We start from the raw sequence: 23,575 nt of genomic DNA, 5'->3' as shown, positions 1-23,575 counted from the left end.
CCGTCTTGCGAGGGCAGGGGCCTTGGATCGGCAGATCCTCAGTCGTCAGGGCTGGATTTACTCCGTGCCAAGCGACTGAATAGTGGCGGCGTTGCCAATTGCGCTGGCTGAGCCATAAATGCCTCCGCCATAGTTCGTGTTCGCCTGGCCCTGGGCAATGACCGCGCCCGTATTCACCTGATTGACGCGGCCGCCAACGGCGCCTTCGCTACAGAAATTACAGACGGTGGCGGTTGCAGCGTTACCGACAGCTGTGGACGTCACGACGCCGGTGCCGCCCGTCCAGGAGGCGCCGTCGAGCTTGGCATAGCTGTAGACGGTCCCGCTGTTGGACTGGTCGGCATACATGACTGTGTCAGACCCGACATTGGAAATGAGCGCAGAGTTACCGACGCCGTAGGAGCTGGAATTGGCATAGCCGCTCCAGTGATCGAGCGTCACATAGGACTGTGCGTCGACATCGGCCTGGTTGTCCTGCTTTGTTGGCGCGCCGTCGATCCCGAGCGTGGCATAACCCCACTCATTATGGACCGTGGCGGAGTTGCCGAAGCTGTTGGTTGCGGCGGTCACGTTCGTACCGTCCTTCATATAGACGTCGGTCGAACCGGAAATGCGGGTGCCGTCTTCGGTCTTCTGAAGGGCGCGGTTGTAATTCGTGCTGGTATAGCCCGTCGATGACGATGCGTTGCCGCCAGCTGTGGTTGCGAAGGACGCAGATGTCCCGTTCTGCCACATGTCCGCGTCGGTCTCCGACGTGACGTCAGCGGCGCTGTACTGTGTCTGGTCAGCGATGCTGAAGCCGTCATTATTGTCGTTGGTCGAAACGTTGGCGACAGCGGTCGAGGCACTTGCGACCTGATTCGCCTGATAGAGCTCGATACGGCTATTAGCCTCGACCGAGCCTGCGGCCTCCTGCTGTGCATAGGAGCTGTTGGCGCCGTAATTGGTGCCAGCAGACGATGCATTGGCATAAGCGGTGGTCGTCGATACGCCCGTCCCGACCGAATAGCCGCGAACGCTGTTGGTGGCACGCGAGGTGGCATCAAAGCTCTGACGGACTTCGCTGTCGATGTCGCCGGCGTGGCGCGTCGCATTTGCGAGGTTGCCGACAGTGGTCGATGTCGAAACACCGTTTGGTGTGTGCTCTGGAAGCTGGACGTCCATGTCTGCCCAGACATCGCCGAACTGGACCTGATCGATCGTCCCGGTGGCAGGCGTGCTGCTGGACTGGGCGTCGGCTGCTGCCGAATCGTCACCCATATAAGGGATGTATTCCCAGTCCTGAGCGGCTGCCATGGCCGATGTAGAGACGGCGATGGCGAAAAGGGCCGATAGTCTTGTTGCTGTCTTGGGCATTCTGGCCTCCATGAAGCGGTCTAAAAGGTCCTGCGGCGGATCTAGTTGCGTCCGCGCAGGCCTGGGTCGCGGCGATTGTGCCAGGCCGAAACAGACTGACGGGATGGTCCGTTATACTCTTCAAGTGGCGCGCCAGCCGGGCGGAAGTCGCCGGTGACACTGTTGGTGGAGATGCCACCTGCTGTCAGAGCACAGACATCCGAGGTCGGCGCTGCATAGAGATTCGCCATCATTTCCAGGACGGCCCGTTCGAGAACCGAGCGAATCGCGAGCTGGATAGGCTCCTGCGCGCGGCCGCCGACACCGATGTCGAACACATTGCCATTGGCAAAATCGAACACGCCGAGGGACACTTCGCGGCCGATGATCTGCTTCTGGTAGGAAATCACGTCGACGACTTCGAGGCTCTCGGTCTCAACGAGACGAAGATCGAGGCCCACATTGATCACATAAAGCTTGGCGCCAATGGAGCCTTTCGGGTCCATCGCGTCGGTGTCGCCGACAAAGGCCTCACCGCCGACAGAGCGAATATTGTAGTTGAGCTCCGTGATGCCGCCGATCAGGTAATAGTCCGAACCCGGGATCGAGCCCGCATTGATGCGGCGGAAGTCTTCGGCCACATCGTCGCCGATCAGGCGGTTATTGGCATATTTCAGCTCAAGCTCGGAGACAGAGGTGTCAAAACGCTCAACCAGGCGGGCCCCGGCTTTCGCAAAGGCGGAGATCGCCATCAGCGATGCGCCCTGGGTGACGCGGCGGCCACCTTCAAAGTCTGCCTTGCCGGTATAGTCGAGAATTCGGCCAACAGCGATTCGCGGGGCGGCATAACCGCTCTGGCGCGAGTAATGACCCATACAGACGAGACCGTCAGAATAGGGCGTCGGGTTCGCGGTGACCGGCGCGTTGCCGATCGGGCTTGCATAGTTGCCACCCGGGCCAGCGATTGGTGACACGCAACCTGAAGCGAGCATGGCGCCAGCCATAACGGTTCCCGAAAGCCTTTTGGCGAAAGGTTTCTTTGCTTTGGCGAGAGTAATCATTTGAGGTCGAGCTCCCCATTGAGAACGACCGATTGGTCGCCATTGTTGATCTGCGTAGAGTCGATGATGACGGTGTTGTTGTTACCGTTCGTGACGACGTTGAGCTGATTTCCGATTGCAGTGCCGGATCCAAGCATGCCCGGTGCGCCTTCCGTCTGTCCCCAGCCTGTATAGAGGCCGGTTCCAAGTCCGGTGCCGCCATTGATCAAGCCATTGATAATGACGCGGTTATTACTCGCATCGCGTGAAGCTGCGGTAAACGGCTGGCTTTCTTGTCCGGGGGCAAAACCATAAGGGCGCTCAAACTGTGACGCGCTGGACGCTGCCTGGGCGTTTGCGGCTGGCGCAGGCGCAATGCCTGCGGCTGCTGCGAAGCCGGCCAGTCCGGTGATAAGGTACATAATGTTTTTCATCTGCCGATCCCTTTTGGGGTTGATGGAGAGATCGGTTGCAATGCGTGTGCCAATTCGCGGGAGCGCTGTGCCGGGTTTTCGCCTCCTTGGGGAACATTCCCCCGCCGATGCTGGGGATTATACGCTCGGGAATGCGGGATTTGTGCCGAATTGCGTCAACGGCCCGACCACCTTTTCGGGGTGATTCCTTCGCGTGAGTGCGCGCGTGTGTTATGCAGAATGTACCAAAACAAAAAGAAACACGGAGGATGGCATGCTGATAGAGCAGATACTCAAGATGAAGGGTGGCGAGGTCCTGACGATAGAGGCGTCAAAGACGCTGGGCGATGCAGCACGTTTTCTCGATGATGCGCGCATCGGCGCCGTTGTTGCCGTGAACGGAGACGATCTCGCAGGTGTCTTGTCTGAAAGGGATATTCTGAGACAGGTCGCGCGCCACGGGGCTGAGGCCCTCAATATGAGTGTCGAAGAATCCATGACGCGCGGTGTCATCACAGCCAATCCGGCAGAGAGCCTGGACCAGTGCCTTGCCCGGATGACCGACCGCAGGGTGCGCCATCTACCGGTCATGCGCGACGGCAAGCTTGCCGGCATTATCTCGATCGGTGACCTCGTTAAGTGGAAGATCGAGGAAACGCGCGCTGAGGCAGACGCCATGGTCGAGTATATAAAGGGCCAGTAATCGCCTCTCGGGTGATATTAGGGCTTGCCAAGAGAGGCGAACAGATTCTATATGGTCTGTTCCATCTGAAACGCCTCTGTTCTTGCTGGGCCGGTTAATAGTCGGTTCAACACGGCAGCGTTTTGCGCCAAAATGGCAGGTTGGCAGTGCGAGCTGCTTCTACTGTCAGGGGAGTGCAGAAGGGTTGTTGACGGAAGTGGGACCGGCAAATAGAAGCCGCTCTTCTTCTGGAAAGACCCACCGGAAAAACGGGGTTCGCGAGAGCTTCGAGGTTTCGGTTTGTGCTTCTTATTCTGCGGTTTCGGGGCTTCTGCCCAAAAGCTGCAGCGGAGTGCAGAAGGGTTGTTGACGGGGAGCTGAGTGGCCCATAGAAGCCGCTCTCCTTCTTGGAGACAACCTTCCGGAGCAAGCGGATCTAACGGTCCACGAGCTACGGGATGCGCTTTGAAATTCTGCGGTTTTCGGCCTTGTGTCGGCTTACTGCAGAGGGTGCAAAAAAGGGAGTTGACGGGGAGTTGAGTGGCCCATAGAAGCCGCTCTCCTTCTTGGAGACAACCTTCCGGAGCGAACGGATCTAACGGTCCACGAGCTACCGGGTGTGCTTTGAAAATCTGCGGTTTTTCGACCTTGTGTCGGTCTACTGCAGAGGGTGCAGAAAAGGGAGTTGACGGAGTTTGGTAGGCCCCATATATGCCGCCTCTCTCCTGAAGACGCCCACCTGGATCGGGCCGCTTTCGCGGCATTCGTAACAGGGTCTGCGCTTTGAAAATTGCAGGTTTCGCGGTTCACTGCGAAGTTCTGCAGAAAGCGCAAAAAAGGGTGTTGACGGGGAAAACGGTGGCCCATATAAGCCGCCACTTCCGAAGCGGGGCAGGTTGCTGCCGCAGAGGAAAAAGGGCCTCGGCCCGGTTGTTTGACATCGTAGGATTATGGAAGAGAAACGCAGGCGGCATGAGCGGCTAGCGGAGCCTCAGGGCTCCAATACGATCATGACGATGCGTTTCAAGGAAATACCTTTCACTACTGTCGGTTTCGGCCGGTGGTTTTGTGAAAAGGGTTTCCCGTCAAAACGCAAATTGCAATCAGCAATTGCCGTCTCAATTTCCTGAGACGGATTACGTCAGATCGGACAATCAACCTGAGAGTTTGATTCTGGCTCAGAACGAACGCTGGCGGCAGGCTTAACACATGCAAGTCGAACGACATAGTGGCAGACGGGTGAGTAACGCGTGGGAACGTGCCTTTCACTACGGAATAGCTTCTGGAAACGGAAGGTAATACCGTATACGCCCTTCGGGGGAAAGATTTATCGGTGAAAGATCGGCCCGCGTTAGATTAGTTTGTTGGTGGGGTAATGGCCTACCAAGACTACGATCTATAGCTGGTCTGAGAGGATGATCAGCCACACTGGGACTGAGACACGGCCCAGACTCCTACGGGAGGCAGCAGTGGGGAATCTTGCACAATGGGCGAAAGCCTGATGCAGCCATGCCGCGTGAATGATGAAGGCCTTAGGGTTGTAAAATTCTTTCGCCAGGGATGATAATGACAGTACCTGGTAAAGAAGCCCCGGCTAACTTCGTGCCAGCAGCCGCGGTAATACGAAGGGGGCTAGCGTTGTTCGGAATTACTGGGCGTAAAGCGCGCGTAGGCGGGCTGTTAAGCCAGATGTGAAAGCCCAGAGCTCAACTCTGGAATTGCATTTGGAACTGGCAGCCTAGAGACCAGGAGAGGTTAGCGGAATACCGAGTGTAGAGGTGAAATTCGTAGATATTCGGTGGAACACCAGTGGCGAAGGCGGCTAACTGGACTGGTACTGACGCTGAGGCGCGAAAGTGTGGGGAGCAAACAGGATTAGATACCCTGGTAGTCCACACCGTAAACGATGAATGCTAGTTGTCTGTGTGCATGCATACAGGTGACGCAGCTAACGCATTAAGCATTCCGCCTGGGGAGTACGGCCGCAAGGTTAAAACTCAAAGAAATTGACGGGGGCCCGCACAAGCGGTGGAGCATGTGGTTTAATTCGAAGCAACGCGCAGAACCTTACCCGCGTTTGACATGCCCTGTTTGGTTACCAGAGATGGTTTCCTTCATTTAGTTGGCAGGTGCACAGGTGCTGCATGGCTGTCGTCAGCTCGTGTCGTGAGATGTTGGGTTAAGTCCCGCAACGAGCGCAACCCTTATCCTTAGTTGCCAGCACGTTTGGGTGGGCACTCTAAGGAAACTGCCGGTGCTAAGCCGGAGGAAGGCGGGGATGACGTCAAGTCCTCATGGCCCTTACACGCGGGGCTACACACGTGCTACAATGGCAGTGACAATGGGATAATCCCAAAAAGCTGTCTCAGTTCAGATTGTCCTCTGCAACTCGAGGGCATGAAGTTGGAATCGCTAGTAATCGTGGATCAGCATGCCACGGTGAATACGTTCCCGGGCCTTGTACACACCGCCCGTCACATCATGGGAGTTGGATCTACCCGAAGACTGTGCGCTAACTTCGGAGGCAGCAGGCCACGGTAGGTTCAGCGACTGGGATGAAGTCGTAACAAGGTAGCCGTAGGGGAACCTGCGGCTGGATCACCTCCTTTCTAAGGATGCTTTCTGATTGTCTGGTTCGCCAGGCTTCGAAAGTTCTTATAGACAATCGCTGCAGAGCTTGCTCTGACAGCAAAACATATGCGGTCGTTTATGCCGTCTTCGTTTCTCTTCCTTCATTCGCCGTGCCGGCCAGCTGGACGGCATAGTTCAGCGAGCCCCCGGGTCCTGGTAAAAGGGCCGGTAGCTCAGGTGGTTAGAGCGCACGCCTGATAAGCGTGAGGTCGATGGTTCAACTCCATCTCGGCCCACCACGACCCAGAGGGAGTGCGCCGGGCCCTATGCCGAAGCTTAAAGACTGGTTTTGGGGCCTTAGCTCAGCTGGGAGAGCGCCTGATTTGCATTCAGGAGGTCAGCGGTTCGATCCCGCTAGGCTCCACCATTCTTGAGTGGTGTGCGCAGTAAAGCGAATGAAAGAAGATCTAAGTTTCCGGACCTCGTGTCCGGGATGTTTGTAAATCGTAAGGGAAAGACTGATCCGGCTAGCATTGCCGCTCGACCCAAATTGGGTCTGGTGATGCCAGCTTCAGCCGAACAACGCGGGTGTCACCGGAGTGTGACATAAAAAGCCTGCGCCAAAGGGTCAGTCTGCAAGAAACCAACATGTCTGATCTGAAATTGTGAGCGGATATGTGATGCACGTTCTCGTGCATTCACCTCCGCACACGAGTTTCGAATGAGATCAAGCGTCAAAAGGGCATCCGGGGGATGTCTTGGCGGTAAGAGGCGATGAAGGACGTGGCACTCTGCGATAAGCACGGGGGAGGCGAGAGCACCCTTTGATCCCGTGATTTCCGAATGGGGAAACCCACCTCCGAGATGGGAGACTACAGGCTGGCGTTCGCGTCAGCTTTTGGTCTTTCATTTCACTAGTGAGGTATTTCACACTGAATACATAGGTGTTGAAAAGCAAACCCGGGGAATTGAAACATCTAAGTACCCGGAGGAAAGGACATCAATTGAGACTCCGTTAGTAGTGGCGAGCGAACGCGGACCAGGCCTGGTCTGAAATAAGGAGAATGAGCTGGGAAGCTCAACCGTAGTGGGTGATAGTCCCGTATCCGTAAAATGAAGACCGTTTAGAGTAGGGCGGGACACGTGAAATCCTGTCTGAACATGGGGGGACCACCCTCCAAGCCTAAGTACTCCTTACCGACCGATAGTGAACTAGTACCGTGAGGGAAAGATGAAAAGCACCCCGACGAGGGGAGTGAAATAGTACCTGAAACCGGATGCCTACAAGCAGGTGGAGCTCTTCGGAGTGACACCGTACCTTTTGTATAATGGGTCAGCGACTTAGTGTTGCGTGCAAGCTTAAGCCGTTAGGTGTAGGCGTAGCGAAAGCGAGTCTGAATAGGGCGACTGAGTACGTAGCATTAGACCCGAAGGCAGATGATCTATGCATGAGCAGGCTGAAGGTGGGGTAACACCCACTGGAGGGCCGAACCGTTGTATGTTGAAAAATACTCGGATGACTTGTGCCTAGGGGTGAAAGGCCAATCAAATCTGCTGATAGCTGGTTCTCCGCGAAATCTATTTAGGTAGAGCGTCATGATTAAGACTCCTGGGGGTAGAGCACTGGATGGACTAGGGGGCCTCACCGGCTTACCAAATCTTACCAAACTCCGAATACCAGGAAGTTATGCATGGCAGACACACCACGGGTGCTAACGTCCGTGGTGAAGAGGGAAACAACCCTGACCACCGATTAAGGTCCCCAAATTATAGCTAAGTGTGAAAGGATGTGGGGTTGCTTAGACAATGAGGAGGTTGGCTTAGAAGCAGCCATCCTTTAAAGAAAGCGTAACAGCTCACTCATCAAGCGACCCTGCGCCGAAAATGTAACGGGGCTAAAGCTATATACCGAAATCGTGGGCTCCATTGGAGCGGTAGCGGAGCGTTCTGTAAGCCTGTGAAGGTGTCCTGTGAGGGATGCTGGAGGTATCAGAAGTGAGAATGCTGACATGAGTAGCGATAAAGCGGGTGAGAGACCCGCTCGCCGAAAGTCCAAGGGTTCCTGCGTAAAGCTAATCTGCGCAGGGTTAGCCGGCCCCTAAGGCGAGGCCGAAAGGCGTAGTCGATGGGAACACAGTTAATATTCTGTGGCCTGGGAGTGTGTGACGGATTTCGAAAGTTGTCTTTCCTTATTGGATTGGAAAGGCGGCCTGGAAGTCCCTGGAAATAGCCCTCCCGCAAGACCGTACCCTAAACCGACACAGGTGGACAGGCAGAGCATGCCAAGGCGCTTGAGAGAACGATGCTGAAGGAACTCGGCAAATTACCTCCGTAACTTCGGGAGAAGGAGGCCTCATACTGGGCAACCAGCTATGAGGGGCACAGACCAGGGGGTTGCGACTGTTTATCAAAAACACAGGGCTGTGCGAAGCCGTAAGGCGACGTATACAGTCTGACGCCTGCCCGGTGCCGGAAGGTTAAAAGGAGGAGTGCAAGCTCCGAATTGAAGCCCCGGTGAACGGCGGCCGTAACTATAACGGTCCTAAGGTAGCGAAATTCCTTGTCGGGTAAGTTCCGACCTGCACGAATGGCGTAACGACTTCCCCACTGTCTCCAGCATCGACTCAGCGAAATTGAATTCCCCGTGAAGATGCGGGGTACCCGCGGTCAGACGGAAAGACCCTGTGAACCTTTACTGCAGCTTTGCTGTGGCATCATAAAGTGTATGTGTAGGATAGGTGGGAGGCTTTGAAGCTTGGGCGCTAGTCTGAGTGGAGCCGTCCTTGAAATACCACCCTTACTCTTTGTGATGTCTAACCGCTCCCCTGGATGGGGACGGGACCCAGCATGGTGGGCAGTTTGACTGGGGCGGTCGCCTCCTAAAGAGTAACGGAGGCGCGCGATGGTAAGCTCAAGACGGTCGGACATCGTCTGTTGAGTGCAATGGCATAAGCTTGCCTGACTGCGAGAGTGACAACTCGAGCAGAGACGAAAGTCGGTCATAGTGATCCGGTGGTCCCGAGTGGAAGGGCCATCGCTCAACGAATAAAAGGTACTCCGGGGATAACAGGCTGATGATGCCCAAGAGTCCATATCGACGGCATCGTTTGGCACCTCGATGTCGGCTCATCACATCCTGGGGCTGGAGCAGGTCCCAAGGGTTCGGCTGTTCGCCGATTAAAGTGGTACGTGAGCTGGGTTCAGAACGTCGTGAGACAGTTTGGTCCCTATCTGCCGTGGGTGTTGGAAACTTGAGAGGATCTGTCCTTAGTACGAGAGGACCGGGATGGACATACCTCTGGTGGACCTGTCGTGGCGCCAGCCGCGCAGCAGGGTAGCTATGTATGGACGGGATAATCGCTGAATGCATCTAAGCGAGAAACCCACCTCAAAACCAGGTTTCCCTTGAGAGCCGTCGTAGACGACGACGTCGATAGGCTGGGTGTGGACGCGCCGCGAGGCGTGGAGCTAACCAGTACTAATTGCTCGATAGGCTTGATCTTGCGAAGCTTCGTGTGCGGTGGTGAATGCACCACCGCTTGAAGTTTTCAGATCAAAACACCTCTGATAAAAAGTGGTACATGCTCCATAGTGAGCACAAGTGACATGTTGGTTTTTGCGCCTTGCCCATTTCTGCCGACCCGGTGGTTATGGCGGGGGTTCCACACCCGATCCCATTCCGAACTCGGTCGTTAAGTCCCCTTGCGCTGATGGTACTGCGTCTTAAGGCGTGGGAGAGTAAGTCGCTGCCGGGTCCGCTGAAATGGGCGAAGCGTAAAACAAATAACTTGCAGACAGGTCTTTTCCTTACATTTACCGCCTCCGGGCGGAGCGTGGCCGGCCGCCTAAAGCCGGTTCACGACGCAGTCCGGCCCCAGTGGCCGGATTTGTGTTTTCAGGGCCGAGAGTTTCGGTTCTGACAAGAAGCTGACGCGGGATGGAGCAGTCCGGTAGCTCGTCAGGCTCATAACCTGAAGGTCGTAGGTTCAAATCCTACTCCCGCACCCAATAAGCCCCTGATTTCGGTCAGGGGCTTTTTTGATTCCGGCTCATAATTTTTTCCATTGTCCGCTTTCTCTTCGGAACACCCGTCTCTTCCTGTATGCTTTCGAAAAACGGAGGAAAGAGATGGCCGCAGATTCAAATCATGCGCAGATTTCCGGACAGGAAAACCTCGCCGAGAAGGCGCGCGGCCTCCAGACCGTGCTGGGCGAACGCGCGGACGAAGCTGAGGTAGGCCGAAAGCTGCCTCAGGACCTTGCCGATGAGCTTTCGCGGTCCGGCTTTTACGCCATGTGCAACCCACTGGTCGATGGGGGCGCGGCCGTGTCTCCTGTTGATTATGCCGCTGCAATAGAGGCACTTGCGCAAGGTGATGCGGCGCCGGCCTGGTGTAGTTTCATCGCGACCACGGCCGCTTTGGGCATGGCTTTCTCTGAAAGCGAGAGCGTCCGGCAGCTGCTGAATGCCCCCGGCGTCATTACGGCTGGGGTCTTCGCGCCGATGGGGCGTGCGGTTGAGGCAGAACAGGACGGCGTGAGAGGCTATCGCGTCAATGGTCGCTGGGCGTGGGGCTCTGGAAGTCAGAATGCTGACTGGGTGAGCGGCGGCTGCTTTCTTGCAAATAAGGATGGCGAGCTCGTCATGTCCGACAAGGGCGGACCCATCCAGCTGGCGCCAATCTTTGCCGCTGACCAGCTCCATTTTATCGATACCTGGCATGTCACGGGTCTCAAAGGGACCGGCTCGACAGATTTTGAAGTCCGCGATGCCTTCGTTCCGGCGGACCGTGTGACGAGGGGCTTTGGCCGGACGCGTCAGGATGAGGCGATCTTCCGGTTCCCAGCCTTTGGCCTGCTGGCGATCGGGATCGCTTCTGTTGCTCTCGGCGCCGCGCGCGGTGCGCTAGAGGATTTCTATGACCTTGCTGGCGCCAAGAAACCGTCTGGCAGCCGCAAGACGCTCGCCGAGAAAGCCCTTACCCACCGCGATGTAGCCCTGGCAGAGGCTGATATCCGCCAGGGTCGGGCGTTTTTCTATGAAGCGATTGAAGCGGCCTGGGCCGCGGCACTTGAAGGTCCCGTCAGTATCGACACCCGCCGCGATCTTCGCCTTGCGACGACCAGCGCGGTGCAATCGGCAAAGCGCGCCGTCGACAGGATCTATGAGCTTGCAGGCGGCACCGCCGTATACAGCCAGTCGCCCATTCAGCGCCGGTTCCGTGATGTCCATGTCGCCACCCAGCATATAATGGTTGGCGCATCGACCTGGGAGACGACGGGGCGGCTATTTCTCGGCCAGCCGGCCGATACCGCTATGCTCTGACGCGCTTAAAGTTCGCTGGGCAGGACCAGATCCCTATTTGTTTCGAAAAGCTCGGCCAGAAAGTCGCTGAGCGCCCGAATGCGCGCGAGCGGGGCAAGGTCCTCATGAAGGCTTAGCCAGAAGCTGCGCTGGACCCGAACCTTGTCTTTCAGAACCGGTTGAAGCGCCTTGTCCCGCGCTGCCATGAAGTTCGGCAGGACGGCAATCCCAAGCCCGGCGCGCGCCATCTGTAGCTGCGCAATGATGGAGGGGCTGCAATATTGCAGGGAGAGGTCCGGCGCGATCTCTGCGTGATAGCGCAATTGCGGCGAATAGATGAGATCGTCGACATAGCCGATAAGGGTGTGATCCGACAGATTCTGCGGCGTGCGCGGTGTCCCCCTACGTGCGAGATAGTCAGGGCTGGCGAACAGGTAAAGGGCATAGTCGGACAGCTTGCGCACTTTGAGGCGCCCCGAGGTCGGGCGGGCCAGCATGATCGCCATATCAGCTTCGCGCTTGGGCACGCTTGCAAATCCTGACATCGCGATGAGGTCGAGTGCGATCGCTGGATACTTGTCCCGAAAACCCGCCAGCGTCGGTGCGATCAGGCTGTTGGCGAGCCCTTCAGTGACGCCAAGGCGCACGCGCCCGCTTGCTTCCATCCCGCCCGTATCGGCCTGCGCATAAATCTCCAGGGCAGACTGCTCGATCGCTTCGGCCTTGGCGACAATCTCTTCGCCGGCAGAGGTCAGGACATGGCCCCGCCGCGTGCGCTCAAACAGCGACAGGCCAAGATCTGCCTCAAGCCGCCGCAGGCGCCGCCCGACCGTTGTCGCATCGAGGCCCGTCCGCGCAGCAGCGTCTGACAATTTCGAATGACGGCTTATCTCAAGGAGGAGTTTGAGGTCGTCCCAATTCATTCGAGGGCCTTGAGGCTGCAATATTGCAGGTTAAGCCTGCATCTGTGCGTGTTTAACTGCGTGCGCGCCAGAGATAAACAGGGACCAACAAAAGAATTATGGGAGAAAGCCAGATGCGCAGCGTTGACCATTTTATTGCAGGCAAGACCGTAAAGTCCGGCTCAGGCCGTTTCGGGGATATCTATAATCCGAATACAGGGGAGGTGCAGGCGCAGGTTGGCCTCGCCAATGACGCAGAGGTCGACGCCGCCGTCGAGGCCGCCAAGGCCGCGCTTCCGGAATGGGCGGCAACCAACCCACAGCGCCGCGCGCGTATTCTCTTCAAGTTCAAGGACCTGCTGGAGCAGAACATCGACGAGCTGGCTGAGCTCCTTTCGTCCGAGCACGGTAAGGTCGTTGCCGACTCCAAGGGCGACGTCCAGCGCGGTATCGATGTGGTCGAGTTTGCCTGCGGCATCCCGCACCTTCAGAAGGGTGAGTATACAGAGGGCGCTGGCCCCGGCATTGATGTCTATTCCATGCGCCAGCCCCTCGGTGTCTGCGCCGGTATTACCCCGTTCAACTTTCCGGCAATGATCCCCTGTTGGATGTTTGCCGTCGCGATCGCCTGCGGCAACACATTCGTGCTGAAGCCTTCGGAGAAGGATCCGTCCGTACCGGTTCGTCTTGCCGAACTCTTCCTTGAAGCCGGTGCGCCCGAAGGCGTGCTGAACGTCGTCCACGGCGACAAGATGTCGGTCGACGCCATCCTCAAACACCCCGACATCAAGGCCGTCAGCTTCGTCGGCTCATCCGATATTGCCCAGTATGTCTATTCAACCGGCACGGCGCACGGCAAGCGCGTCCAGGCCATGGGCGGGGCGAAGAACCACGGCATTATCATGCCTGACTGCAATATGGAGCAGGCGGTGAAGGACATTGTCGGCGCAGCCTATGGCTCGGCTGGCGAACGCTGCATGGCGCTGCCGGTGGCAGTCACCGTTGGCAAGAAGACAGGTGACGAGTTCGTTGAGCGCATGCTGGAAGCGGCGCAGAACCTGAAAGTTGGTATCTCAACCGATGCTGAGGCTCATTATGGCCCCGTCGTCTCCGCCGCGCACAAGGCGAAGGTCGAGGACTATATCCGCATGGGTGTCGAGGAAGGCGCTGAGCTGAAACTCGACGGCCGCGGTCACACGCTTCAGGGCCATGAGAATGGCTTCTTTGTCGGTCCAAGCCTGTTTGATCATGTGAAGCCCGACATGCGCACCTACAAGGAAGAGATTTTCGGCCCGGTGCTCCAGGTCATGCGCGCCGAGACACTCGAAGAAGCTGCGGCCCTGCCAAGCAATCACCAGTATGGCAATGGCGTCGCGATCTTCACCTCGAATGGCCGCGCCGCGCGTGAGTTTGCCGCGCAGGTCAATGTCGGCATGGTCGGCATCAATGTGCCGATCCCGGTGCCGGTCAGCTATCATACCTTCGGCGGCTGGAAGCGCTCGGCCTTTGGTGACACCAACCAGCACGGCCCAGAAGGCGTAAAGTTCTGGACCAAGATCAAGACCGTCACCCAGCGCTGGCCGGAAGGTGATGTTGGCGATCAGGCTTTCATCATCCCGACGATGCAGTAGGGCGCAGCTTGAAGTCGTTCGGTCTTTCGATGCTTCTGGTCTCGTCGTTGATCGTTGCCTGTTCGGATGGTGAGGTGTCGAGCTGGCAGGCGCAATGCCTTCGCGGCTTGGCACAATCAGTTGATGCCGAGCTCAACGAGTCGAAGGCAATGGTGCCGTCTGACTATCGGGGAGACTGGACAGTTCGTTCTGAATTTTCCGGAGGCGAGGCAATTGTTGAGATGGTGCCTGATCAATCAATTCGGGGCGGGGGAGGCATGTATCACTTCTCCTGCGCGGACCGAACTCTGGAACTTGTCGAAGGCTACAGGTAGCTAATTCGCGCACTATGTACGTAGGGCCCCATCGATTTGAACATTAAATAACTGGCAGGATGCAAGATGATCCTCACTGAAGAACAGACGATGATTTCCGACATGGCGAAGGGGTTCGCCATGAAGGAGCTGCGGCCCAACGCGGCGCGCTGGGACAAGGAAGGCAATCTTGATCGCGCCAAGCTGGAAGCGCTTGGAGAGCTTGGCTTTGGCGGCATCTACACGACCGAAGAGCATGGCGGCTCTGGCCTGACGCGGCTCGATGCGGCGCTGATCTTCGAACAGCTTTCGCGCGGCGACATCAGCCATGCGGCCTTCCTGTCGATCCACAACATGGCGACATGGATGATCGACAGTTTCGCCCATGACCAGCTGCGCGCGAAATATGTCCCGCGCCTCACAGCCACAGAGCTGATTGCCTCCTACTGCCTCACCGAACCGGGCGCAGGCTCCGATGCTGCCAGCCTCAAGACACAGGCAAAGCTGGAGGGCGATGAATACGTCCTCAACGGCGCCAAGGTGTTCATTTCCGGTGCTGGTTTTTCAGATGTCTACGTCGTCATGGCGCGCACCGATGATGGCGGCGCCAAGGGCGTCTCGACCTTCATCGTCGACAAGGATGCGCCGGGCCTCTCTTTCGGCAAGCACGAAGACAAGATGGGCTGGCGCGCCCAGCCGACCGCCATGGTCAATTTCGATGACTGCCGTATCCCGGCGACGAACCGCGTTGGCGACGAGGGGCATGGCTTCAAATTCGCCATGGCCGGCCTCGATGGCGGGCGCCTCAACATTGCGGCGTGCGCGCTCGGCGGCGCGCAGGACGCGCTGGACCGCGCCTTTGCCTATGTGCAGGAGCGCCAGCAATTTGGCCGCGCTATCATCGAGTTTCAGGCAACGCAGTTTAAACTCGCCGATATGGAAACAGAGCTCGCGGCCGCCCGCGCGCTTCTCTATGAGGCCGCCACCAAGCTCGACAAGAAGACGCCCGACGCGACCAAGTTCTGCGCCATGGCAAAGCGCTTCGTGACGGATACCTCCTCCAAGGTCGCCAATGACGCGCTTCAGCTGCACGGCGGTTACGGCTATCTCGGCGACTATGAAGTCGAGCGCATCGTGCGTGACCTTCGCGTCCACCAGATCCTTGAAGGCACAAATGAAATCATGCGCGTCATCGTCGCGCGTGAAATGATGAAAGGCTAGGTATGAGCGATCGAGTCATTATCGCCCGCAAAGAGGGCCGGGCAGGGCGGATCACGCTGAACCGCCCGAAGGCGCTCCATTCCCTCAATCAGGAAATGTGCGATCTGATGATCGAGGCGCTGCTGGCCTGGCGGGATGATGATGCGGTCGAGCTGGTCATTGTCGACCATCTCGAGGATACGCGCGGATTCTGCGCAGGCGGTGACATCCGCATGCTGCAGGATTCCGGCAAGGCCGACGGCAAGGAGGCGCAGGCTTTCTTCGCGGCTGAGTACCGCCTCAACACGCTGATCGCGGAATACCCGAAGCCCTACGTCGCCATCCAGGATGGCGTCACAATGGGCGGCGGTGTCGGTATCTCCGTGCACGGCGATGTGCGCGTCGCAACGCCTAACACGACCTTTGCCATGCCCGAAAGCGGCATTGGCCTTTTCCCTGATGTCGGCGGCGGCTGGTTCCTGCCGCGTCTGGGCGGTGAACTGGGCCAGTGGCTGGCGCTCACGGGCGCGCGCCTCAAGGGCAAGGATGTGCTCGCCGCGGGTGTCGCGACGCATTTCGTTGAGGATGCGACGGGTCTTGCAGCAATACTGGCAGAACAGGGCCTCTCCGCTCTCGATGGCTTGGAACAGTCCGCAGAAGGCAGCTTCGCTGAGCACCAGTCTGAGATCGATGACTGCTTTGGCACGGACACGGTCGAGGAGATCATCTCCTGCCTCGAAGCAGGCAGCGAATGGGCGCAGAAACAGGCCGAGACGCTGAAGACAAAATCACCGCTCACGCTGAAAGTCGCGCATCGCCAGCTGTGCGAGGGCGGCAAACTGAACGATTTCCGCGAGAATATGAAGATGGAGTACCGGATCGGGTCCCGCATGGTCTGTACCGAGAATTTCATCGAAGGCGTGCGCGCCGTCCTCGTGGACCGCGATAATGACCCCAAATGGGTCCCGGCCGATCTGGCCTCAGTGGATGAGAAGCTGGTCGACAGCTTCTTCGCGCCGCTAGGGGCAGACGAGCTTACATTTCTCTAGGGAGGAGACCTCACCATGACGAAGATTGCATTCATTGGCCTTGGCAATATGGGCTCAGGCATGTGCGCGAACCTCGCCAAGGCGGGACATGAGGTGCACGGCTTCGATCTTAACGCAGATGCGGTGAAAGCCGCTGTCGCGGCAGGGGCAAAAGCTGCCGCCACTGTCGGCGAGGCGGTGAGCGATGTCGACGTCGTGGTGTCCATGCTGCCAGCCGGCAAGCATGTCCATCAGGTCTATTTCAGTGAGGATGGTGTGACGGCACATGCAAAGCCGGGCACGCTCTTCCTCGACTGTTCAACCATCGCCGTCGAAGAGGCGCGCGATGCTGCCGGGAAAGCCGCTGAAGCTGGCTTTTCCTATATGGATGCGCCGGTCTCGGGCGGCGTCGCCGCTGCAGAGGCGGGCACGCTGACCTTCATGGTGGGTGGCCCCAAGGACGGGTTCGAGAAGGCAAAGCGGGTTCTCGATGTCATGGGCAAGAACGTTTTTCACGCGGGCGACCCCGGCAATGGTCAGGTTGCCAAGATCGCCAATAACATGCTGCTTGGCATTTCCATGATCGGTACCTGCGAGGCGTTCAATCTGGCCGAAAAGCTCGGCCTTGATGCGCAGACTTTCTTCGACATTTCTTCCACTGCGTCCGGTCAGTGCTGGTCGATGACGAGCTATTGCCCTGCGCCAGGACCTGTCCCGACCGCACCATCGAACCGCGGCTATCAGCCAGGCTTCGCAGTCGCGATGATGCTGAAGGATCTGCGGCTTGCCATGGGCGCAGGCGATGATGTCGGCGCCGATACGCCGCTCGGCAATCATGCCCAGCAGATTTACTCAAAGCTTGATGAAGACGGCTTCGGCGATATCGACTTTTCCGGCGTCATGCGCCGTCTCAAGGGCGAGCTCTAGTCCTTCTTGCCGCTACCCGGATCATCGAAATCCCGCGTCCACTGGATCGAGAGTTCCTGCCCCTGATCCTCACCCGTATTGGTGGCCGCTTCGATCTCGATATTCTCGATCGGCTCCCACTCGACCGCGACGCCGGGCGCACCGGCCGCGCCTGAGCGAACTTCCAGATAGACGTCCTCGGTCAGATACTTGCCGCTGGTCACTTCGACGCCGCCGCCGGTACCGCTGCCGACATCGAACGTATCGAGGCCGAGCGCCTGTTCGATCCCGCCGAGGAGGTCAAATCCGCCGCCGCCTGAAAGCTGCGCAAGGGCCGCTGCGAGACGGGCTGTTTCAAGCGCTGTCAGCTGCGTTGGGGAGCGGCCGAAGAGGACGCGGGACAAAACCTCATCCTCGGGCAGGACAGGTTCTGACGTCAACTCGATCTCCGGACGCGACACGGTGCCGATCACGTTCAGGATTGCCGTAATATCGTCGCGGGTCTCGTGAACGGCCTGAATGGAAAGGCGGGAATCGCCAAGCTCCTGTGTCAGACGGACGGTGCTTTCGCGGAATTCGAACCGCTTGCCGATCAGATCAAAACGGCCACGCACAATCTCTGCCTCCCCGGTGATGACCGGGCTCCCGATCGTGCCTTCAATGTCGGCGTCCAGCGCGAGCTCAGCGTTCACGCCTCGTCCGCTAATATCGATACGGCCCGGCGCGTTGAGGCTGATGTCGAGCCGTGTGACCGATCCTTCATCCTCTTCTTCGTCTTCCTCATCATCGGGCTGGCGGAATGAGACATCGAGCGTCGGTGGACCGCCCTGCGGCAGATTATCGAGATCGATCGCGCCTTCATCGACCGTGAGATCGCCAGTAACCTCGAACAGGTCAGGCTGTTGATTGAGCGAGAGCGTCCCACTGACGGTGGCCGAGCCTTCGCGCCGTTCGGTGACGACGAGCCTGTCGGCGCGGATCTCGACATCGCTGCGCCCGGAGCCATCAATAGCCATGGAGCCGCTGCCGCTAAGCGATCCGCCGGCCCGGCCACGCGCACTGAATGTGTCCAGCGTGACAAGTCCGCCGCCAAGCTGTGCATCTGCTGAGATCTGGTTCAGCACCATGCCAAGGTCGCCATGCTCGAAGACGCCGTCACTGAAGCGGACATTACCTGAAAAGGACTCGTCGAGCGATGGCAGCTCACCCGAGAGGTCGGCGTCCACGCGGCCCTGCAGCACCATTTGCGGCGGAATGAAAAGCGCCGCGATCGCCTCGATCTGGCCATTTGCATTGGCTGAGAATGGCATGCTCGCGCCGGCAACAGGCCGGATGAAAGGCGCGTCGGCGGTCGTTCTCACCGGCACGTCGATGCTTGCGCGCGCTTCCAGCGTTTCATTGTCGAGCGCGCGGATGGCGAGGTCGAGAAGCGTCGGCGTGAGCTCGCCGCTGACAAAGAGGTCGACCGGGGCGATATCGGAGCCGGGCCGCGAGATCCCGCGCATCTCGGCATTGATGGGCCCGCCAAGCCCGCCCTCTGCCGTTTCGTCAAAGACGAGACTGAGATCAAGCGCGCCGTCGAGCGCGGGTCGTCCAACCAGGATGAGAAGCGGCGCGAGACTGAGCCCATCGGCATTGACCCGGATCTGCGTGTCGCCGCGTGTCGTGAGTGTTGTGGTAAGCCCGCCGCCAAGCGCCGCGAGATCCGCAGAGACCTCCATTCCATCATCATGTGAGGTAAACTGAAGAGGTTCGCGGGTGGAGAGAGTGACCTCGCCGAGTGCGGCCTCAAACGAGGCGGTGAGGTCAGTCGCTCCGGCGGTCAGCCCTTGTATATTGCCATCCACACTGACCGTCGTGCGATAGGAAAGGCCGTCGAGTTCCGTGCTGCCATCCATCTCGATAATGAAATCGGCATCGTTCGGGGTGCCTGTCGCCCGGATCACCACCGCATCAGCCCGCGTCGGCCCGGCCGCGACCTCTTCCAGGGTCGCATCGATGGTGAGGGCCTCGCCCTGAATGTTCGCGCTTGCATCTATCCGGCGGGCGGGGAGACCGTCAGGCAGCTCCCCTCGCACATTCGCCTGTCCGGTGATCGCGCCCACATCGCCGCCGGACCCGCTGAGATCCGCATCTGCAGTGAGCGGTCCCCAGCTCGCCTCAAGACCACTGACCTGCCAGTCGGACCCATTGACGGTGAGGCCTGTTTCCACATCCAGAGGCCCGTTGGTCGTACCCGCATTCAGCGTTGTGCTCGCTGTGAGGGTGCCGCCTCCATAAGTGCCATCAGCGCCAAGGTCGACATCGGTGAATGTCAGGCTTTCGCCCGCCAGTTCCGGCGCATTGAGATTGACCACAAAGTTTATAGCGTCGAGCGTGCCGGAAACGTCCGCGCGCCCTGACAGGCTGTCGAGTGTGTAGCCTGCGACGGTCGCTTCGCCCGCCTGCAATTGCGCCGAGGCCGAGATCGCCTGCTCGCTGCTGAGGCGCCCGGAGCCGCCCAGCGACAGCGTGCCGCTCTCGAGTGAGAACTGATTGAGATCAACCGAATTGTCGGCCTGCAGCGCGCCACTGACGTTTAGTAGAGCCGTCTCTGCGGCCCAGTCGCTGACCGGCGCTGGAAGCGTGCCAAGCTCGCTGGCGGAGATGCGCGTATTAAACTGCGTCACGCCGCTTCCCGCGCGATTCGCTTCAAAATTACCAGACAGATTGACGGGTCTCGCCAGTCCGGCTTGCCCGCCATCAAGCTGGAAACTGCCTGAGACACCAGCGCCAAGCTTCGGGGAGAGTGAGATATTTCCCTGCGCCGAAACGCGGCCAGCGCGCCCTCGGAGGATCGTCTCTCGTAGATCGATCGTGTTACCGGCGATGTCATAGTCTGCGTTGAGAACAAGGACGGGGGACCGGCCCGCGATCTGGCCCGTCATGCCCGGCAGGTTGGCGCCCGCGGCCGTCAGCGTCGTGCGAACCGAAACCTGGCTATCGCCATAGATGGCTGTCATCGGCCCGCTGACGGCATCCGCTGCAAAGGATGGGACATCGACGCCAGCGGCGCGGATATCGCCGTCAAACCGCGCCGTGCTATCAGCATAGACCAGCACCCCGTCGAGCATCGCCTCATTGATGCTGACATTCTCGACGTCGGCGTAGCGTGTCGGATTATAGACGTTGAGCCTGAGATCAGCGCGGTAGCCGCCATCATCGGCCTGGCGTGCCATCGCGCTCAGCTCGAGGCCCTCGGCAAGTGCTGTGACATCGAGCACCGGACCGGATGGCTCTCGCAAGAGATCTCCCTCAATGCTAAGCGTCTCACCAAGCGTGTCGGCGATCTGGCGGGTGAGGGGGTGGAGGCCGGGATGGATCTTCGACTGGAAGCTGATCAGCTGGCCGCGCGCATTGGCATCCAGCGTCAGAAGCGACTGATCGTTGATTTCGACGCCAGCATCGGCCTGCCAGTCATTGAGCGCACCATCTGCGTCCAGCGAGACCGAAATGGATTGATCGGGTTCAAGCCGCGCAAGACTGGCAAAAAGCCCGCCAGCGGGGCCATCAAGGAGCAGGTTTCCCTGCACGCGGAAATCATCAGACCAGGTAAGGTCGGCTGAAAGCTCATCGCCATTCCCATCCAGTGGCGCCACCGCCATGAGCGTGCGTCCGCCATCCAGCCCAATACGGCCTTGCGCATCGATGCTGAGAGACAGCGCGCGCGGCAGCACGCCTTCGTCGCTGCGAAACTCACCCACCCTCAGTTTGCCAAGTTCTCCTGCGCGCAGCGGCATCGAACCGCCGGAGGAGGACTCTCGCTCTGGAGTTTGAAGGATCGGCCTGCGCATGACATGAATAAGGTCTGCTTCCAGCGCATCTATCGACAGCGCACGCTTGCGTAGCGCCAACGGCTTCCAGTCGGCGAGGACGTTCTCTGCAACGAGCCAGACTCCCTCCTGATCGGCGACGGTCAGCCGCTCAATCCGGAATGTGCCAAGGAGGTCACCGCTGAGGCCCTCAACCTCGATCTCCTGGCCCGAAGGGTCTGCCGCCTCAATTCGCGTCTCCACGAAATTGCGGCCAAGGCCTGACTGCGCAGCAAAGCGCAGCAGCAGAAGCAACGCGATAATCAGCGCGAGCAGGCCGCCAAGGACGATCAGCGTCCATTTCAGAATGCGCTTCCGCAGCCGCCGCTGGTGGCCGGAATTATTTGTGTCGGATTGGACTGTACTCATTAAAAGGCCTGTCCGATCGAGATGTAGATCTGGACCGGATCATCAAAATCGGTTGGGTTCAGAGGGGTGGCCACGTCGAGACGGATCGGGCCGGCGGGCGTGGTGTAGCGCACGCCTATCCCTGCACCAAACCGCGCATCGCTGAAGTCGGAGAACTGGTTGGTCGACACAGTCCCTGCATCAAGAAAGGCGACGACACCGATATTGGGTCGAACGGCGTAGCGCCCTTCTATCGAGGCTTCGAGAACCGACGTGCCGCCGAGAGGCGTGCCATCGTCGGCGCGCGGGCCGATGGCCTGATAGGCATAGCCGCGCACACTGCCGCCGCCGCCGGAATAAAAGCGTGTGTCGACGGGCAGGTTCTCGACATCGGCGCCGACCACGGCACCGGCCTTGAACCGGCCAGCCAGGACAAAGCGCCTGTCATCATCGAAGGGGACATAGGCACTGACCTGTCCGACAGACCGTACGAACGGGCTGACATCATCGCCAAACGCATAGCTCGGCTCGACCCGCCCATTGGCGCGCCAGCCTGAACGAGGGTCCAGAACGCTGTCGGTCTTATCAAGACGCGCGTCGGCATAGACGGAGATGATCTGCAGGTCTCGCTCACCATACTCGTCTTCTTCTTTCGTGATCTCGCCCTGCACGCCGTAGGAATAGGAGAAATCCGGGCCCTTCACGACCTCATAGCCGGCGCCGATGGATATCGCCTGACGATCATAGGCGTCTGTGGTCTCGTTATTTATGCCCGCAGAGAAAATCAGCCCGCGGCCATAGCCAAACTCATTCGGACGGCGCCACGTGACTTCGAGTGACTGTTCAAGCTCTGCAATGGTCAGATCGGCGTTCAGCACGTCACCGCGGCGTGTCAGATTGCGGCGCGTGAGTTCTGCACTCAGGCCAAAGCCTTCGCTCGTCGAATACTTGCCGCCCAGCCCGACCGTATTGCGCGGACGTTCCGTCAGCGTAATCTCGACATCACGAATTTGATCGCCGTTTTCCGTGGTCCCGGACGGCTCGGATGCAAGGGAGGCCCGGGCGACGCGAAACATGCGTGTCTCGGCAAGCCGGGTGTTGAGCAGAGACAGCTCGGCAGGCTCATAGACCTCGCCCGTCTCATACGGAACAAGCCTTCGCAGATAACTTGCCTTGGTTTTTATGTCATCTGTCGGAAAGCGCGTCTCTCCAAAGACGACGCGCGGCCCGGCTGTGGTCTCATAGGTGACGCTGAGCGTTTCGGCGTCGCGGTCACCGACGACCCGGCGCTCTTCAACTTCGGCATAGGGATAACCAGCCTCGCGCAGCGTGTTGGCGATCCACCGTTCGGCATCAATGACATTCGACGGGATGGCGGGACGGCCGCTTTTGACCGGCAGGTCATTGCGGATCTTTTCCTGGTCTTCTTCGGTCGGGGCCTCACCGCGAAATGAAACGCGCACATTCGCCAGCGCAAAACGCGGGCCGGTATCAATCCTCAAACGGGCGGTTGGGGCGTCGGTGCCGAGAACCGCAAGGTCGATCTGGGGGTCGTAATAGCCTTGACTGTTCAGCGCGCTCCTGACGGCATCGGCTGCGCGCCTGCCTTGCCGGCGCGCCTCAAGAGACGTCTTGGGCGTGTTTTCATCGGGCAGGGCGTCCTGAACGGTTTCGCGAAGCTCATCGCCTGGCCGGTCGCCCGCAAATTCCACGTCGACGGTGTCCGCCGCAGCAGCGACGGAAACGGCCAGAGCGGCGACGATGAGAGCTAAAATCCTAAACACTATTTATCCCCGGCCAGTTCGGCAAAGCGCAGCAAATTCTGCCAGCAGCTGACCCGCCGGAAAATCGACGAGGCTGCCCTTAAGCGGTATTTCGCGCGCGAGAGAATTCAACGTCCGCCGTCTTGTTAAGTTTCTGCATTCATGGCGCAATTTACAGTTCAGACAGGTCGGTCGAACGCCTGACCCCTCAGCGGTCTTCTGCTGGGCCGTTCCTGGATGCGTCTTCACCCGAAGTTTGTACACTAATTTAGAGAGGGGTTAGGAAATCGATGCTAGTTCGCATCCAG

General features: G+C 58.8%; 12 protein-coding genes, 3 tRNA genes and 3 rRNA genes. 12 read left to right on the top strand and 6 right to left on the bottom strand.

All coding sequences use genetic code 11. The features are described from left to right. Nucleotides 1-57 precede the first annotated feature (57 nt). From hfaD to hfaA, 3 genes are read right to left on the bottom strand one after another with little or no spacing between them, the layout of a single operon-like run. A complete protein-coding gene (hfaD, locus tag F550_RS0107590) occupies nt 58-1,356 on the bottom strand; it encodes a holdfast anchor protein HfaD (protein ID WP_018147936.1) in 1,299 nt (432 codons plus the stop codon). A 41-nt stretch (nt 1,357-1,397) separates the two neighbouring features. Continuing rightward, nucleotides 1,398-2,396: a holdfast anchoring protein HfaB gene (gene hfaB / locus F550_RS0107585; RefSeq protein WP_026180639.1), complete on the bottom strand. Its 999-nt coding sequence runs from the start codon at nt 2,394-2,396 to the stop codon at nt 1,398-1,400. Then, nucleotides 2,393-2,809 (bottom strand): holdfast anchoring protein HfaA, encoded by a 417-nt coding sequence (hfaA, locus tag F550_RS0107580; RefSeq protein ID WP_040500476.1) that lies wholly within the window; start codon nt 2,807-2,809, stop codon nt 2,393-2,395. The genes hfaB and hfaA overlap by 4 nt, the downstream gene beginning before the upstream one ends. 253 nt (nt 2,810-3,062) lie before the next feature. On the opposite strand from hfaA, the gene F550_RS0107575 reads away from it, so the two are divergent. The 8 genes from F550_RS0107575 (at nt 3,063) to F550_RS0107540 (ending at nt 11,366) form a co-directional block, all read left to right on the top strand. After that, nucleotides 3,063-3,491: a CBS domain-containing protein gene (locus F550_RS0107575; protein WP_018147933.1), complete on the top strand. Its 429-nt coding sequence runs from the start codon at nt 3,063-3,065 to the stop codon at nt 3,489-3,491. A gap of 1,134 nt (nt 3,492-4,625) precedes the next feature. After that, nucleotides 4,626-6,079, top strand: a 16S ribosomal RNA gene (locus F550_RS17230). A 184-nt stretch (nt 6,080-6,263) separates the two neighbouring features. Next, nucleotides 6,264-6,340: transfer RNA gene (locus tag F550_RS0107565), tRNA-Ile, on the top strand. Between the two features lie 52 nt (nt 6,341-6,392). After that, nucleotides 6,393-6,468: transfer RNA gene (locus F550_RS0107560), tRNA-Ala, on the top strand. Between the two features lie 298 nt (nt 6,469-6,766). Further along, nucleotides 6,767-9,544: ribosomal RNA gene (locus F550_RS0107555) — 23S ribosomal RNA — on the top strand. Between the two features lie 137 nt (nt 9,545-9,681). Beyond that, nucleotides 9,682-9,796: ribosomal RNA gene (rrf, locus tag F550_RS0107550) — 5S ribosomal RNA — on the top strand. Together the 16S, 23S and 5S rRNA genes with 3 tRNA genes alongside form the textbook arrangement of a ribosomal RNA operon. A 176-nt stretch (nt 9,797-9,972) precedes the next feature. Next, nucleotides 9,973-10,049, top strand: a tRNA-Met gene (locus F550_RS0107545). A gap of 120 nt (nt 10,050-10,169) precedes the next feature. Continuing rightward, on the top strand, nt 10,170-11,366 hold the full coding sequence (locus tag F550_RS0107540) for an acyl-CoA dehydrogenase family protein (RefSeq protein WP_018147932.1): 1,197 nt from the start codon (nt 10,170-10,172) through the stop codon (nt 11,364-11,366). 5 nt (nt 11,367-11,371) lie between these two features. Here F550_RS0107540 and F550_RS0107535 read toward each other — a convergent pair whose 3' ends face one another. Continuing rightward, the gene (locus F550_RS0107535) at nt 11,372-12,268 is read right to left on the bottom strand and encodes a LysR family transcriptional regulator (RefSeq protein ID WP_018147931.1); all 897 of its coding nucleotides are present in this window, start codon (nt 12,266-12,268) and stop codon (nt 11,372-11,374) included. 113 nt (nt 12,269-12,381) lie between these two features. Here F550_RS0107535 and F550_RS0107530 point away from each other — a divergent pair, with 113 nt between their 5' ends. The 4 genes from F550_RS0107530 (at nt 12,382) to mmsB (ending at nt 17,326) form a co-directional block, all read left to right on the top strand. Further along, a complete protein-coding gene (locus F550_RS0107530; protein WP_026180637.1) occupies nt 12,382-13,878 on the top strand; it encodes a CoA-acylating methylmalonate-semialdehyde dehydrogenase in 1,497 nt (498 codons plus the stop codon). Nucleotides 13,879-14,258: 380 nt separating this feature from the next. After that, a complete protein-coding gene (locus tag F550_RS0107520; protein WP_018147928.1) occupies nt 14,259-15,392 on the top strand; it encodes an acyl-CoA dehydrogenase family protein in 1,134 nt (377 codons plus the stop codon). A 2-nt stretch (nt 15,393-15,394) separates the two neighbouring features. Beyond that, nucleotides 15,395-16,420 (top strand): enoyl-CoA hydratase/isomerase family protein, encoded by a 1,026-nt coding sequence (locus F550_RS0107515; protein ID WP_018147927.1) that lies wholly within the window; start codon nt 15,395-15,397, stop codon nt 16,418-16,420. A 15-nt stretch (nt 16,421-16,435) separates the two neighbouring features. Continuing rightward, the gene (gene mmsB, locus F550_RS0107510; protein WP_018147926.1) at nt 16,436-17,326 is read left to right on the top strand and encodes a 3-hydroxyisobutyrate dehydrogenase; all 891 of its coding nucleotides are present in this window, start codon (nt 16,436-16,438) and stop codon (nt 17,324-17,326) included. On the opposite strand, the gene F550_RS0107505 is transcribed toward mmsB, so the two are convergent. Then, nucleotides 17,323-21,525, bottom strand: a complete 4,203-nt coding sequence (locus tag F550_RS0107505) for a translocation/assembly module TamB domain-containing protein (RefSeq protein ID WP_018147925.1) — start codon at nt 21,523-21,525, stop codon at nt 17,323-17,325. The genes mmsB and F550_RS0107505 overlap by 4 nt on opposite strands. Next, nucleotides 21,525-23,288, bottom strand: a complete 1,764-nt coding sequence (locus tag F550_RS0107500; RefSeq protein ID WP_018147924.1) for an autotransporter assembly complex protein TamA — start codon at nt 23,286-23,288, stop codon at nt 21,525-21,527. The genes F550_RS0107505 and F550_RS0107500 overlap by 1 nt, the downstream gene beginning before the upstream one ends. Between the last annotated feature and the right edge of the window lie 287 nt (nt 23,289-23,575).

The sequence above is a fragment of the Henriciella marina DSM 19595 genome (assembly GCF_000376805.1).
In the GTDB taxonomy this organism is placed as follows: Bacteria; Pseudomonadota; Alphaproteobacteria; order Caulobacterales; family Hyphomonadaceae; genus Henriciella; species Henriciella marina.
The sequence above is the reverse complement of the archived record's forward strand: the minus strand, read 5'-3'. Positions and strand labels throughout refer to the sequence as shown.